This window comes from Actinoplanes regularis (assembly GCF_900188005.1).
GTDB classification, from domain to species: Bacteria; Actinomycetota; Actinomycetes; order Mycobacteriales; family Micromonosporaceae; genus Actinoplanes; species Actinoplanes regularis.
This window is the reverse complement of the sequence record NZ_FZNR01000002.1, coordinates 24,018-38,991: the sequence shown is the minus strand read 5'-3', so window position 1 is coordinate 38,991 and position 14,974 is coordinate 24,018. Positions and strand designations below refer to the sequence as shown.

Here is a 14,974-nt window from a genome sequence, read left to right as displayed (position 1 = left end):
TGTGCGGCGCAATGCAACAGACTCCTGATGCGTCGATGATCAAGGGATACGCCGTAGCCTATCCGTTGATCCGCGAGCGGGTTGTCCCGTTGTCGGGTGATCCGTCCTCAATGGACGCGTGTGACGGGCTGAGGGCCGGCTCAGAACGGGAACGGACGCGGGGTGTCGCGGAGCGAGACCCACTGCAGTTCGGTGAAGTCCTCGGCGGTGAAGGCGAGGCCGAATCTGCCGTAGCCGCTGTCCTTGAGCCCGCCGAACGGCATCTGCGGCTCGTCGTTGACCGGCTGATCGTTGATGTGGACGATGCCCACGTTGAGCCGGCGGGCCAGATCGAGGGCCCGGTAGGTGTCGCCGGTGAAGATGCTCGCGGTCAGCCCGTACGGGGTGGCGTTGGCCTGCGCGAGCGCGTCGTCGCGGTCCTCGACGACCGCCACGATCGCGACCGGGCCGAACGTCTCCTCGGTGGCGATCTCGGCGTCGGCGGGCACGTCGGTGAGCACGGTCGGCGGGTAGCAGGGCGGCTGGGGCGTGCCGCCGGTGAGCACCCGCGCGCCCATCGCGACCGCCTCTTCGACTCGGCGGCTGACCAGCGACAACGCCCACTGGTTGATCAGCGGTCCGACGACGGTCGCCGGGTCCCGCGGGTCACCGGTCCGCAGCGACGCGACCTTCTCGGTGAACCTGGCGGTGAACTCGTCGGCGATCGGGCGCTCCACCAGGATGCGGCGGGCGCACATGCACACCTCGCCCTGGTGGACGAACGCTCCGTAGGCCGCGGCGCTCACGGCGTAGTCGAGATCGGCGTCGGCCAGGACGATCAGCGGGTTGTGACCCGACAGCTGGAGGACCGGCCGTTTGAGGTGACGGGCCGCCAGTTCGGCGAGGCGCCGGCCGATGACGGTGGAGCCGGTGAAGCTGATCCGGCGTACGTGCGGGTGGGTGACGAGCTCCTCGGCGATCAGGCCGGCGTCCCCGGAGGCGTGGGTGACTACGTTGAGGACGCCCGCCGGCAGCCCGGCCTCGGCGAAGAGTTCGGCCCAGAGGGTCCCGCCGGTGATCGGCGATTCCTCGGAGGGCTTGAGGACGACGGTGTTGCCCAGGGCGAGCGGGCCGGCCACGGCCCGCCCGGCGAGGGCGAGGGCGGCGTTCCACGGAGCGATGGCGGCGACCACGCCGACCGGGCGGCGGACCGCCAGGGCGCGGCTGCCGGGCAGGTTCGACGGGAGGATCTGCCCGGAGGGGGAGTAGGCCAGGGCCGCGGACTGCCGCAACAGGGACAGGCAGAAGGTGAGCTGGACGTCGGCGAAGTGGGCGCCGCAGCCGGTCTCCGCGGCCAGCAGGTCCGTCACCTCGCGTCGGCGCTGTTCGAGGGCGTCGGCGGCGCGCAGGAAGACGAGCTGGCGGGTGTCCGGTGGCAGCTCCGCCCAGCCGGGGAACGCCGCGTGGGCGGCCTCGATCGCGCGTTGCGTGTCATAGGCGTCGCCGGAGGCGACACGGGCGAGAGGCCGGCCGGTCCACGGGTCGTTGTCGGCGTGGTCGCGCCCGTTGAGGGATGCGACCCATTCGCCGTCGATGTAGTGCCGCACCTCGCGAAGGCGCTCGTCGCCGGTGCTCACACGTCAGATCTCCTCGCCGACGGTCGGGCGACGCGCCGCTGCAGATGGTATCCAACGGGAAGAAGTCGCAGGTGGAGGCGGTCGGCGGGCAGACTCCAGAGGCCGCGGGGCAGGTACAGTGCGAACCCGGCGGCGATGATGCCGAGGCCGATCAGATAGCCGGCGCCGTACTGCGCGAACTGCTGTTGCAGCAGGAAGAAGAGGATCGCGCCGAGGATCGGTCCCTCGAAGGTGCCGATCCCGCCGACCAGGACCATGAAGATCATGTACGCGGTCCACTGCACCCCGAAGATCGACTGCGGTTGGATGAACAGGGTGTTGGCCAGGGTCAGCGCGCCGGCCGCACCGCAGCCGAAGCCGGCGAGCACGAACAGCCCGAACTTGAGCGGACCGGTGCGTACGCCCAGGGCGGCCGCGGCGTCCTCGTCGTCCCGGATCGCCTGCAGGGCCACGCCCATCCGGTGCCGCAGCAGGTAGACCACCAGACCGAGCAGGAGCAGCAGGATCGCGAGGGTGATCCAGTAGGTGTAGGCCCGGCGCAGGTTGGGCGCGTACGCGTTGAGCCCGCGCAGCGAGATGCCGGTGCCGCCGCCCAGGTCCGCGTCGAGCGCGACGAGCAGGGCGAGGGTCTCGGCGACGACCCAGCTGCCGACCGCGAACTGGCCACCGCGCAGCCGCAACAGCAGCGGCGCGAGCAGCACCGCCAGCAGCGCCGAGGCGACCGCGGCCAGCAGCACCGCGAGGTACGGCGGCACCGCGTGCTGGGTGAGGAAGATCGTCGCGTAGGCGCCGGAGCCGAGGTACGCCTGCTGGCCGACCGAGACCTGCCCGCCGTAGCCGGCCAGGGCGTTCCACATCACCGCCAGGATCATGAAGATGAACAGCGTGGTCAGCTGCTGCACGACACCGGCGGCGAACCCGAAGGGGACCGCGAAGAGGGCGACCCCGGCGGCGAGCAGTGCGGCGGAGGAGATCCGGGTGCCGGTGCTGGACCGGCGCACCGCCCAGAGCGCGGGGACGTCCGCTGAGGTGCTGGTCATGTGGTGCTCCGGGTGATCAGGGACCGGCCGCGCGGGCTGGCGAGGATGCCGAGGAAGTCCAGGTGACCGGCGAGGATGGAGTACTGCGGGTCGATGGTGGCGCCGATGGTCTGGGCGACGCCGAGCACGATGCCGCCGGTCAGGGTGCCCCAGAGCGAGCCGAGCCCGCCGATGACGACCGCCTCGAACGCGAAGATCAGCTGGGTCGGGCCCGAGGACGGGTCGAAGGTCGAGTGCACGGCCAGGAACGTGCCGGCGACCGTCGCGACGCCGACCGCGATCGCGGTGGCCCGGGCGTAGACCGCGGAGGCGGGCACGCCGACCAGGGCGGCCGTGTCGCTGTCCAGGGCGGTCGCGCGCATCTCCCGGCCCCAGCCGGTGTGTCGCAGGCAGAGTTGCAGGCCGCCGAGCATCAGGACGGCGGTGGCGAGGGTGAGCACGCCGAGGTAGGGGATCGACAGCTGCGCGGTCAGGTGCCAGCTGCCGGTGGACAGGGTTCCGGCCGACCCGCCGAGGGAGCGGACATCCGGCGAGTACGCCTGCAGAAGTCCGTTCTGGATCACGATGCTGAGCCCGAACGTGACCAGCAGCGGGGTCAGGGTGCCGCCGCGCAGGCTGCGGGCCAGGACGGTGTACTGCAGCGCGTAACCCAGCGCCAGCATGACCGGCAGCGCCAGGGCCAGCCCGAGCAGGGGCGAGACGTTCGCCCGGGTGGTGATGCTCCAGACCAGGAACGCGCCGAGTACGGCGATGTCGCCGTGGGCGAGATTGATGATGCGCATGACCCCGAACAGCAGCGACAGGCCGCAGGCGAACAGGGCATAGAGCCCGCCCAGCAGCAGGCCCTGGACGACGGCGTTGATCCAGTTCATCGCGGCTCCGAACTCTGCAGGCCGAAGTAGGCCTCGGTTACCTGCTCGCGGGTGAGGTCGCCGGCGGGGACCGCCAGGACGACGCGTCCCTCGAGGACACAGAGGACGTGACCGGCGAACGACAGCGCGCGCCGCAGGTCCTGCTCGACCAGGATCAGGGTGGCTCCGGCGTCACGGAGCCGGCCGAGGCCGGCGTAGACGGTGTCGACGGCGGTGGGGGAGAGGCCGAGCGAGACCTCGTCGACGATCAGCAGGCGCGGGTTGGTCATCAGCGCCCGGGCGATGGCGGTGACCTGCTGCTGGCCGCCGGAGAGGTTGGCCGCGCGGCGATCACGCAGCGGGGTCAGCATCGGGAACGCGTCCAGGACGCTGCCGACGTTCCACGGGCCGGGGCGGGCGCGGCGTCCGGCCACCCGCAGGTTCTCCTCGACAGTGAGCTCACTGAAGAGGCGGCGGCCCTCCGGGACCAGGGCGATGCCCTCCCGTACGCGGCGGTGTGCGGGCATCCGGGTGATGTCCAGGCCGTCGAAGGTGATCGTGCCGCCGGCTGCCGGGTGCGCGCCGGCGATCGTACGCAGCAGGGTGGTCTTTCCGGCGCCGTTGGCGCCGACGATCGCGACGACCTGCTGGTCGGCGACCGAAAATGACATTTCCCGTACGGCGTTCAGCAGGCCGTGCCGGGCGCTGAGCCCTTCGACCTCGAGCAAGCTCATGCCGCCACCTCCGCTTCGCTCCGGCGTCGACATGACCTGACACCTGAACTGACCGATTCGCTCGCAAGCTCGTTCATTGGGCCTTTCCCAGATAGGCGTCCACGACGACGGCGTCGGACAGGACCGCCTGCGGGTCGCCGTCCGCGATGATCCTTCCGGCGTCCATGCAGACCAGCCGGTCGACGGCCTGGACCAGGACGTGCACGATGTGTTCGATCCAGACGACGCCGATCCCGCGTTCGCGCAGCTTGCGGACGGTGACCACCAGGTCGACCGCCTCGGCGTCGGTGAGCCCGCCACCGATCTCGTCGAGCAGCAGGATCCGCGGGCCGGTGGCGAGCGCCCGGGCCAGTTCGAGGCGCTTGCGGTGCAGCAGGCCGAGGCTGTCGGCGCGCCGGTTCGCGAGCTCGATCAGGCCGCAGGTGTCGAGCACCTCGGCGCAGTGCCGATAGGCGTGCTGCCCGCGCAGCCCGGCCCCGTACGAAGCGCCGACCAGGACGTTCTCCAGCACGGTCAGGCCGGCGAACGGTCGTGGGATCTGCATGGCCCGGCCGATGCCCCGCCGGCAGCGGGTCGCCGGTGAGGTGGTGGTGATGTCCTGGTCGTCGAGGGTGATCGTGCCGGCGTTCGGTCGTAGCGAGCCGGCGAGAAGGTTCAGCAGGGTGGTCTTGCCGGCGCCGTTCGGCCCGACGATGCCGACGGCGTCGCCCGCGACCACGCTGAAGTCGACATCGTCGAGGACCACCAGGTCGCCGAAGCGTTTGGACAGGCCGCGCCCGGTCAGGGCGCGGGCCGCCGGGATCGCCTTGCTCACGCGCCGTAGGCCTTCAGCTGGGCGGCCACCGGGACGTTCGGGTCGGACGAGTTCTCGCAGAGCACGAAGTCGAGCGGGTACTTGCCGCCGGTGGTCCTGACCCACTGGCCGCCGAGGATGGGGGTGGCCACGACGTTGCCGTTCGGGCCCTTGCCCCACCGCAGCCGGCCGACCGGGGTCTGGACGTCGAGGGTGCCGATCGCCTTGGCGACCGCCGCCCTGTCCTTCGGGTTCGCGACCGCCCGCAGCGCCGCGGCCGCGACGTCGAACAGGGCGAGGCTGGGGCCGAGCTGCTGGCTCCACTGCTTGCCGGCCTCGTTCTGGTAGCCGTCGGCGAGCTCCTTCGACGACACCTTGGTCAGTGCGGACGTGTACGGGTAGGTCGGCGTCCAGTAGGCCGCGCTGGCCAGCCCGGCCCCGATGTCACCGAGCGCCTCGACCTGGGACGGGAAGAGCCCGGTCTTGGCGATCTGGGCGATCCTCGGCCGGAAGCCCTGCTGGGCGGCCTGCCGCCAGAACGTCGCGAAGTCGGGCGGGATCGGGAAGGTGTTGAAGATTTCCACACCCTCGGCCTTGAACTTCGCGATCTGGGCCGAGAAGTCGTTGGTCCCGTCGGTGTACGCGCCCGGGTCGACGATCGTGTAGCCGTCCTTGGCCAGCAGCGGTCCGAGCGCCGCGCGGATGGCATTGCCGTCGGAGTCGTTGGGCCACATCACGCCGACCTTCTTGTTGGTCGGGACCTGCGGCCACAGGTGGGTGTACGCCTGATGGAACTGCTCCACCCCGAAGCAGAAGTGGTACGTGTACTTGAACGCTTGCTTGTCCTCGGGCTTGGCGCCGCGGCCGAAGTACCAGGCCTCCCACGGCACCACTGTGGAGATGCAGGGGACTCCGGCGGCTTCGCAGGCGTCGGAGACCGGATTGACCGTCTCCGGTGTCGAGGTGGCCAGCATCAGGTCGACGCCGTCACTGTTGATCAGATCGTTGGCTACCTGGGCCCCGCGCTGCGGGTTGGACTGGCCGTCCCGGTCGATGATCTGGAGGTCGTACCGGGTGCCACCGATCGTCAGGCCGCCGGCGAACGCCTTGCGGGCCAGGGACAACACGTATCCGTCCGGCTCGCCGAACGACGCCGCGGGGCCGGTCCGCGGGCTCACGAAACCGATCTTGAGAGTGGAGCCGGTGGCCTGCGCGCCGTCGTCGGCGAGCTTGCCGCAGGCGGCCAGGCCCAGGCCGGTGACACCGGCGCCGAGAGCACGAAGCAGGGAACGCCGGGAGGCGGAGAACGACAAGGGGATTTCCGGGGAGTTGATCATTGATTCCTCCGGGAACTAGGTGCGCAGGAATCTAGGAGCGTCTGTACGAGAGAGTCAACGAAGTGTTTCGATTAATGAAACGCCGTTGCTACCTTCACCGCATGACCGCCGAAAACGATCCCGGCTCCGGCTCCACCGGCCAGGTCGCCCTCTCCCAGTCGCTCGAGCGCGGCCTGCTGATCCTCTCCGCGTTCGCCGACGGCGGGCTGCTGCTCGGCATCGCCGACCTGGCCCGCTCGGTCGGTCTCAACCGCTCCACCGCCTACCGGTACGTGGCCACCCTGGCCAAGCTCGGCTACGTCCAGCAGGACCCGGACACCCGCAAGTACTCGCTGGGCCCGCGCGTGATCGACCTCGGGTTCGCCGCACTGGCCTCGATGGAGGTGACCCGGGTCGCGATGCGGCACCTGCAGGCGCTGTCGGACGAGACCGGCTGCGCGGCGAGCATGGCGGTGCTCGACGGCCAGGACATCGTCTACGTTGAACGGTGCCGCAGCCGGCGCGCCGGCACCATGTCCATGGACCTCAACCTGCACGTGGGTTCGCGGCTGCCGGCCTACTGCACCTCGATGGGGAAGGTGCTGCTGGCGTACCGGGAGCCGGGCACCCTGCGGGCCCTGCTGGACCGTACCGACCTGGCCCGCCGTGGCCCGAAGACGATCACCATGCGGGAGCAGCTGACCAGCGCCCTGGCCCGGGTGCGCCAGACCGGCATCGCGATCAGCGACGAGGAACTGGCGCCCGGGCTGCGCTCGATCGCCGCGCCCGTACGTGACCGGACCGGCCACGTGGTCGCCGCGATCAACGTCGCCGTGCACCTGACGACCTGGACCGCCGCGATCGAGTCGGTGGTCGGCCGGTTGGAGGTGCCGCTCCGCCGTACCGCCGCTGAGATCTCCGCTCGTCTCGGCTATCGCCCGGCCAATTGATTCAGCAGTCGGAACACCTGACGCGCTAAGTGAAACAGCCTGTTGAGCCGGTCCGGACATCGGCCTACATTCGGCCGCACCCGCTGGAGAGAGGACGTCGTGGTGTTCCTGGACGCGTCACATTGGCAGGACAAGATCTTCCTGGGCGGCTCCTGGGTGCCCGGATCCGGCGGAACCCGGGACGTCGTCGAACCGGCCACCGGCTCCCGCCTCGCCGGAATCGGCATCGCCGGCCCGGACGACCTGGACCGCGCCGCCGAGACCGCGGCCGCGGCGCAGACCGCCTGGGCCGCCCGCCCACATCCGGAACGTGCCGCGGTGCTGCGCCGCGCCGGCGAGCTGTGGGCCCGGCACGCCGAGGAGATCTCCTGGTGGAACGTGCGCGAGGTCGGCGCGGTTCCCGGCATGGCCGGCTTCGCCGTGCACGTCGCCGAGCAGGAGTGCTACGAGGCCGCGGGCCTGCCCAGCCGCCCGTATGGGGAACTGCTGCCGAGCGAGCAGCCCCGGCTGTCGATGGCCCGGCGCGTCCCGGCCGGGGTCGTCGGGGTCATCTCGCCGTTCAACGTGCCGATCATCCTCGGCATCCGGTCGGTGGCGCCCGCCCTGGCCCTGGGCAACGCCGTCATCCTGAAACCGGATCCGCGAACGGCGGTCACCGGCGGTGTCACCATCGCGCGCGTCTTCGAAGAGGCCGGCCTGCCGCCCGGCGTGCTGCAGGTGCTGCCCGGCGGCGTCGACGTCGGCGAAGCCCTGGTCACCCACCCGCTGGTCCGGGTCATCTCGTTCACCGGCTCCACCGCCGTCGGCCGCCGCATCGGCCAGCTCGCCGGCCAGCACCTCAAACGCGCCCACCTGGAGCTCGGCGGCAACTCCGCCCTGATCGTGCTCGACGACGCCGACCTCGACCGGGCCGTCAACCTCGCCACCTGGGGCAGCTTCTTCCACCAGGGTCAGATCTGCATGACCACCGGCCGGCACCTGGTCCACGACCGGATCTACGACGAGTTCGTCGAGCGGCTCGCCGCCAAGGCGGCCGCCCTGCCCGTCGGCGATCCGGCCCGGCAGCAGGTCGCGCTCGGTCCGGTCATCGACAAGGGACAGCGCGACAAGATCCATGCGCTGGTCGTCTCCAGCGCCGACCAGGGCGCCCGGCTGGTGGCCGGCGGCAAGTACGACGACCTGTTCTACTCGGCTACCGTGATGGCCGACAGCAGCGCCGAGACCCCGGCCTTCACCCAGGAGATCTTCGGGCCGGTCGCGCCGGTGGCCCGGTTCAGCGGCGTCGACGACGCCGCCCGCCTGGCCGGGGCCGGTCAATACGGCTTGTCGCTGGGGATCGTGACCCGGGACGTGATGAAGGGGCTGGCCCTGGCCGATCGGCTGCCGACCGGCATCGTGCACATCAACGACCAGACCGTCAACGACGAGGCCAACGCACCGTTCGGCGGGGTCGGCGCCTCCGGGACCGGGTCCCGCCTCGGTGGCGCGGCCGCGAACATCGACGCGTTCACCGAAACCCGCTGGGTCACCGTCCGCGCGGAAACGCCCACCTACCCGTTCTGAGTGGAAGGGCTTTGAGAGGGTTGGCCGGTGAGGCTGTCTGTGGAGCGGCGTGCGGTGATCGAGCGGGTTGCGCGATGCATTCCCGCGAGTGAGGGCGAGGACTGTGTCCGGGTTGCTGTCGACGGTGTGGACGGGGCCGGCAAGACCGTGTTCGCCGATGAGCTCGCGGCGGTGGTCAAGGCGTCGGGCCGGCCGGTGGTGCGCATCTCGCTGGATGATTTCCTGAACACCCGTGCGGTGCGTTATCAGCGAGGACGCACCTCGCCGGAGGGTTTCTGGGCGGACTCGTACGACTACCGGCGCTTCGAGAGTGACGTGCTGACAGCCTTTCGGCCCGGCGGCTCACGGCGATACCGGTCTGTCGCGTACGACCTCGGTACCGACACGGTGCTGGAGCCGGAGCCGCATGTGGCCGTGCCCGGAACGGTGCTGCTGGTCGATGGGCTGTTCCTGCACCGCGACGAACTCTCCGCGGCCTGGGACCTGTCGGTGTTCCTGGACGTGCCGTTCGCGGTGACCGCGGAGCGGATGGCGGTACGCGACGGCTCCAACCCGGATCCCGAGCACCCGAGCATGCGCCGCTATGTCGAGGGGCAGCGCATCTATCTTCGGACGTGCTCGCCCCGGCAGCGGGCCACCGTCCTGATCGACAACCGGGACGTCGAAGTCCCGCGGATCATCAGGGATCGCCGGCTCACGACGTGACGTGGGAAGCGCGGGTCGAGCCGCGCCGTGCCGCGAAAACTATTGCCATACTCTGGGCATGCCCGCCGAGGAGCCGCCCGTCCGGCCACCGACCCTGAGCCAGGTCGCGGCCCGGGCCGGCGTGAGTCTCAAGACCGCGTCCCGCGCGCTCAACGGCGAGCCCTACGTCTCCGGCGCCACCGAGCAGCGGGTCCGCGCGGCCGCCGACGAGCTCGGATACCGTCTCAACGGCCTCGCCCGCGAGCTGCGGACCGGGGCGACCTCCGCGCTGGTCGGCCTGATCAGCGGGGATCTGGCGAATCCGTTCTACTCCGCGGTCGCCAGCGGGGTGGAGCGCGAGCTGCGCCGGCGCGGTCTGCTGCTGGTCACCGTCAACAACGACGAGAACGGCGAGTTGGAGAGCAGCCTCGTCGAGGCGCTGGTGGAGCGCCGGGTGCGCGCGCTGCTGGTGATCCCGAGCGGCGGCGGCATCGTGGCGAACAGCCACAACATCCCGTGCGTGTTCATCGACCGGCCGCCCGTCGGGCTGGTCGCGGACAGTGTTCTGATCGACAACGCCGGCGGTGCCCACTCCGCCGCCGAGCATCTCCTGGCCCGTGGCCATCGTCGTATCGCGCTGGTCGCCGACCTGGTGCGGACCGCGTCGCAGCAGGCGCGGATCAACGGGTTCTCGGCCGCGATGCGGTCGGCCGGCAATGTGGACTGGGAACCGTATCTGCGGACCGATGTGCACGACGCGGCCACCGCCGGAGACGTCGTCAGTGAGCTGCTCGCCCTGCCCGAGCCGCCGACCGCGTTGTTCACCACCAACAACCGGCTCACCATCGGCGCTCTGCGGGCCCTGCGCGGACGCCGGTTCCAGCCGGCGCTCGTCGGGTTCGACGACTTCGAGCTGGCCGACGTGCTGGGGCTGACCGTGATCTCACACGACACGACCGAGCTGGGCAGCATGGCGGCCCGGATGGCGATCGAGCGCATCGGCGGCTACACCGGACCGCCGCGCACCGTCGTGATCCCGACGACCCTGATCCCGCGCGGCTCGGGCGAGCGATAGCCGACCGGCCGGGACTCCTGTCCCGGCCGGTCGGTACATCGGTGCGGGTCAGCCGCGTACGTCGAACTCGTAGATCCGGGCCGCGGTGTTCCCGTCACTGGCGGGAGTGACGATGTTCAGCCGGACATACCGCGCATCCGCGTCGATCGTCGTGGTGGTGCTGTCGGCGGTGTTGCCGCGCACCGTGGCACGGGTGGTCCAGGTCGTACCGTCGCTGGAGGTGAGCAGGTCGAAGTCCCGGGTGTTCCAGGCCGGGTACTCACCGCCGGCACCGGCGTGCCGGATCACCACCGAGCCGACGTGCTTGGTGCCACCCAGGTCGGTCTGCAGCCACTTGCTGGAGCCGCCCGAGCACCACTTGTCGTTCCAGCCGCCCAGCCAGCTGCCGTTGACCGCCTTGTCCGCGCCCTCGTTGGCGCCGCACGTGGAATCGGCGGTGGCCGGCTGGCGCAGGGCCAGGTCGGCCGGGGCGCTGCTCGATCCGTACACCTCGAGCTCGTAGATCCGGGCCGCGGTGTTGGTGTCGTTGGCCGGCGTGGTGACATCGAGGCGAACATAGCGGGCGGTACGCGCCGGGATCGGTGCGTACGTGCGACTGGCCCGCGCAGTGCCGACCGTGACCGCGTTCGACCAGGTCGCGTTGTCGGTGCTGGTGGCGATGGTGAAGGCGCCGGTGTTCCAGTTGGTCCGCTCGCCGCCGAGGCCGGCGTGCTTGACCACGAACGAGGACACGTTCTGCGCGGAGCCGAGGTCGACGGTCAACGTGCGCGGTGTTCCGGTCGTACACCATTTGCTGTTGTCCTTCAGCAGGCCGTCGACGGCCTTGGCCGGGCCCTCGGTGCTGCCGCAGGCGGCGGCCCCGCCGGTGGCGGTCTTGTTCAGCGCCAGGTTCGGCCCGAGGTCCGGCTCGGCGGGCGGCTGCTGCGCGCCGTCGCCGAAGCTGGGCGGCACGTCGCCGGCCGCGGTTCCCCAGGAGGCGGGGGAGGAGCCCATCGTGTACGCGATGGTGGCGCCGCCGCCGATCTGCGGGTACCGGATCCAGCTGTGGCTGGTGGCGGTGCCGTCGACGGAGAGCGACTGCACGTACCGGTTGGTGGCGCTGCCGCCGGTGATGGTGATGTTCCCGCCGGGACGCTGGATCAGCGCCTGCGGGAAGAGACCACCGTGCACGGTCAGCAGGTCGGAGCCGGGCGCGACCGGGTAGAGGCCGAGCGCCGACCAGATGTACCACGCGCTGGTGGCGCCGAGATCGTCGTTGCCGGGTAGGCCGCCGGCGCCGGTGGTGAACGACTCGCTCATCACCCGGCGGACCGCGTCGGAGGTGCCGGCCGGCTTGCGGGCGTAGTTGTACGCCCACGGCACGCCGTGCTCCGGCTCGTTGCCGACATAAAAGTACGGCCGGGACAGGCCCCCGTTGAGCTCGGTGAAGTGGTGGTCGAGCCGCTGCACGGCGGTCGCCGGCCCGCCCATCAGGGTGACCAGGGCGCCCAGGTTGTGCGGCACCATCCAGGTGTACTGGGCGGCGTTGCCCTCCACGTACGGGCTCTCGGTCGCCGGGTTCAGCGGCCAGGCGTAGGCGCCGTCACTGCCGCGGGTGTGGATGTACGACGACTCGCCGTTGAACAGGCTGCGCCAGTACTGCGAGTGGGTCGCGTACGTGTTGTAGGCCGCGGTGTCGCCGAGGGCCTTGGCGAACTGGCTGATCGCGAAGTCGCTCGAGGCGTACTCGAGGGTCTCCGACGGGTTGCCGGGGATGTAGTGCGCGCTCTCGTAGGAGCCGCGGTTGCCGCGCAGCACGGTGCCCTGGGTGCTGCCGCCGGTGGCGCTCTTCTTCATCAGAGCCAGCGCCGCCGCCGTGTCGAAGTCGCGCACCCCGAAGGCGTACGCGCTGGCCACGATGATCGGCCCGGGGTCGCCGGGCATGACGAAGTCCTCGGCGGTCTGGTGCGACCACTTCGGCAGCAGGCCGCCCTGCTGGCCGTCGAGCACCATCGACTTGACGATGTCGGTCATCACGTCCGGTGCGATCAGCGCGGTCAGTGCGGCCCAGGAGCGGTAGATGTCCCAGCCGGAGTAGTTCTGGTAGACGGGGTGCGACGCGGAGTGCACCGCGCCGTCGAAGCCCATGTACTGCCCGTTGGTGTCGCTGGAGATGTTCGGGTTCATCAGCACGTGGTAGAGCGCGGTGTAGAACTTCTGCAGGTCGGTGGTGCCGCCGCCGGTGACCTGGATGCGGTTGAGCGCGGTGTTCCAGGCGGCGTCGGCGTTCGCTCGTACGGTGGCGAAGGCACCCGCCTCGGCGGTCGCGTTGTTCTGCGCGTTCGTCACGCTGACGAAGGAGATGCCGATCGTCGCGTTGATCACCTGGTTCGAGCTGGTGTCGAAGGTGACGTAGGCGCCGGCCTGGTTCCCGCTGACGCTGGTGGACCCGGCGGTGACGGTGCCGCCGTTGAACGTGCCGACGCCGGTGGGTGTGCGGTCGAACTGGATCGAGTAGTACATCTTGAAGGTGCGGCCGCCACAGAATCCGCCGGCCGTGTGCTCGCCCGAGACCCGGTTGCCGCTGATCGACACGGTGCCGGCCCGGTCGCCGGTGGCCGATCGCGAGGCGTTGATCAGGACTCGGGCGGTGGTTGTCGCGGGGTAGGTGAGCCGCAGCGCGCCGGTGCGGGTGGTGGCGCTCAGTTCGGCGTCGATGCCGTACTTGTCCAGCCGGTTCTTGTAGTAGCCGGGGGCGGCCGACTCGTTGGTCTTGGTGTAGGCGCTGGCGTACGAGGTCCAGGCGCTGCCCGGGGAGGAGCCGAGGTTGCCGGTGATCGGGAGGATCGGCAGGTCCTCGTTGTTCGGGCAGCCGGCCCCGTTGAAGTGGGTGAGGCTGAACGACTCGATGGTCCGGTCCTTGTCGCGGTAACCGGAGGGCGAGCCGGTCGGGGTGTCCGGGCTGAACTGCACCATTCCGAACGGCACGGTGGCGCCGGGGAAGGTGCTGCCGCCGGCGCCGCCGCCGACGGGGTTCGGTGAGTTGCTGTCGTCGGTGCCGACGAACGGATTGACGTAGCCGGTGAGGTCGAGGTCGGCGGCCTGGGCCGCCTGTGGCATCGAGAGGACCGCGGCGGTGAGGAGGGCCGCGGCAGCGAGGGTACGGAGCATTGTTGCCGTCCCTTCGGACATGACATGGGTCTGACAACGTTGTCATTGGCGATCAATCGATGTCAATGTCCGCGCGTGGTTCCGGAACCTGACCGCCTACCGTCCCGAACGCTACGAGGCCATGCTCACTCGCGGGGCGATTCGCCGATTTGTGCCGTCAGGCGCCGGCGGCGAAGCGGGGGTTCGAGTCCTCGGTGGCATCGGTTCGCGGCTCGAGGCCGAAGGCCAGCAGGAAGCGGCCCAGGACCAGTCCGATCGGGATCGCCAGGAGGATCATCACGATGTCCTCGTCGACCTCGATCGGCGGGTTGGCGGCCAGGGCGGTGAACGGATCGCCGATCTTCAGCACGATGGAGACGAGGGCGAGCGGCAGGAACAGCACCGGCAGAGCGAAGGCGGTGACGGCCGCGACGGCCCCGTAGTGGAGCCGGTCCCGCCGGGCCGGCGGGCGGGGTGCGGCGAGCACGGCGACCGTGACCACCAGCAGCACAGTGAATGCGAGGATGCCGAGCAGCCGACCACCGCCGACCGGAATCAGGCGGAGCAGCCAGGGCACCGTCGCCGCGACGGCACCGGCCGCGACCACCGTGCGGACCCGCGGCCAGCCGGCCGCGACCACCGTGCGGAACCGCGGCCGGCCGGCCGGTCCGGCCGCACGAACCGCGGCGGCGACGGCGACCACGGCCAGTGCCATGCCGACCGTGGCGCTTCCGCTGTTCAGAGCCGGTTCGGTGTCCGTCGGCGACTCGGTACTCGTCGCCAGGCCGGCCGTGACGGCCGCGACGGTCGCCGCGGTGAACAACGCGCCGGGGCGTGGCACGGACGGAACGGCGGCCGCGACGGCGCAGCAGACGAGCGCCGTCGCGACGGCGCCGGCCGCCAGCTGCCAGGTGCCGGAGGCCATGTCGATCCGGTCGAGACCGAGGTCCACCCCGATCCAGGCACCGCCGGTGATCAGCGCGCCGACGGTCACCCAGCGGCCACCGCGGCCCAGCGCGATCAATGCGAGGACCAGCGCGATGAGCGCTCCCCAGCGCAGCTCGCGGGCCCAGTAGGTGTTGTTCTCGGCGAGGACGTCCGGTTCGCCGGGTTCGCTCAGCGGCTGCAGAACGGTCACACCGATCGCCCACGTCGCCGCCGAAACGGCCGCTGCCGCCATCAGTACCGAACGTTTCAGCAGCTCCATGGCCGGACAGGCTACC

12 protein-coding genes are annotated in these 14,974 nt (G+C 70.8%); 4 read left to right on the top strand and 8 right to left on the bottom strand.

The window, feature by feature from the left end:
* Window positions 1-140: 140 nt before the first annotated feature.
* The 6 genes from CHC09_RS05465 to CHC09_RS05440 form a co-directional block, all read right to left on the bottom strand.
* Complete coding sequence (locus CHC09_RS05465; RefSeq protein WP_239138893.1) at window positions 141-1,616, bottom strand: aldehyde dehydrogenase family protein; 1,476 nt, start codon at window positions 1,614-1,616, stop codon at window positions 141-143.
* A complete protein-coding gene (locus CHC09_RS05460) occupies window positions 1,613-2,656 on the bottom strand; it encodes a branched-chain amino acid ABC transporter permease (RefSeq protein WP_089291898.1) in 1,044 nt (347 codons plus the stop codon). Before CHC09_RS05460 ends, CHC09_RS05465 begins: the two co-directional genes overlap by 4 nt.
* The gene (locus CHC09_RS05455) at window positions 2,653-3,528 is read right to left on the bottom strand and encodes a branched-chain amino acid ABC transporter permease (protein ID WP_089291897.1); all 876 of its coding nucleotides are present in this window, start codon (window positions 3,526-3,528) and stop codon (window positions 2,653-2,655) included. Before CHC09_RS05455 ends, CHC09_RS05460 begins: the two co-directional genes overlap by 4 nt.
* Entirely contained in the window at window positions 3,525-4,241 is a 717-nt protein-coding gene (locus CHC09_RS05450; RefSeq protein ID WP_089291896.1) for an ABC transporter ATP-binding protein, read from the bottom strand. The genes CHC09_RS05455 and CHC09_RS05450 overlap by 4 nt, the downstream gene beginning before the upstream one ends.
* Before the next feature lie 73 nt (window positions 4,242-4,314).
* On the bottom strand, window positions 4,315-5,055 hold the full coding sequence (locus CHC09_RS05445; RefSeq protein ID WP_089291895.1) for an ABC transporter ATP-binding protein: 741 nt from the start codon (window positions 5,053-5,055) through the stop codon (window positions 4,315-4,317).
* A complete protein-coding gene (locus tag CHC09_RS05440; RefSeq protein WP_089291894.1) occupies window positions 5,052-6,371 on the bottom strand; it encodes an ABC transporter substrate-binding protein in 1,320 nt (439 codons plus the stop codon). Before CHC09_RS05440 ends, CHC09_RS05445 begins: the two co-directional genes overlap by 4 nt.
* 101 nt (window positions 6,372-6,472) lie before the next feature.
* Here CHC09_RS05440 and CHC09_RS05435 point away from each other — a divergent pair, with 101 nt between their 5' ends.
* The 4 genes from CHC09_RS05435 to CHC09_RS05420 all read left to right on the top strand — a co-directional run bounded on the left by CHC09_RS05435 (window position 6,473) and on the right by CHC09_RS05420 (window position 10,622).
* Window positions 6,473-7,300, top strand: coding sequence for an IclR family transcriptional regulator (locus tag CHC09_RS05435; protein WP_089291893.1), 828 nt, complete (start codon window positions 6,473-6,475; stop codon window positions 7,298-7,300).
* A gap of 99 nt (window positions 7,301-7,399) precedes the next feature.
* Entirely contained in the window at window positions 7,400-8,863 is a 1,464-nt protein-coding gene (locus CHC09_RS05430; RefSeq protein WP_089291892.1) for a benzaldehyde dehydrogenase, read from the top strand.
* Window positions 8,864-8,890: 27 nt separating this feature from the next.
* On the top strand, window positions 8,891-9,568 hold the full coding sequence (locus CHC09_RS05425; RefSeq protein WP_239138892.1) for a nucleoside/nucleotide kinase family protein: 678 nt from the start codon (window positions 8,891-8,893) through the stop codon (window positions 9,566-9,568).
* A gap of 58 nt (window positions 9,569-9,626) precedes the next feature.
* Window positions 9,627-10,622 (top strand): LacI family DNA-binding transcriptional regulator, encoded by a 996-nt coding sequence (locus tag CHC09_RS05420; RefSeq protein ID WP_089291891.1) that lies wholly within the window; start codon window positions 9,627-9,629, stop codon window positions 10,620-10,622.
* Window positions 10,623-10,670: 48 nt separating this feature from the next.
* On the opposite strand, the gene CHC09_RS05415 is transcribed toward CHC09_RS05420, so the two are convergent.
* Window positions 10,671-13,772, bottom strand: a complete 3,102-nt coding sequence (locus CHC09_RS05415; RefSeq protein WP_089291890.1) for a GH92 family glycosyl hydrolase — start codon at window positions 13,770-13,772, stop codon at window positions 10,671-10,673.
* Between the two features lie 157 nt (window positions 13,773-13,929).
* Window positions 13,930-14,958, bottom strand: coding sequence for a hypothetical protein (locus CHC09_RS05410; protein ID WP_089291889.1), 1,029 nt, complete (start codon window positions 14,956-14,958; stop codon window positions 13,930-13,932).
* Window positions 14,959-14,974: the final 16 nt, after the last annotated feature.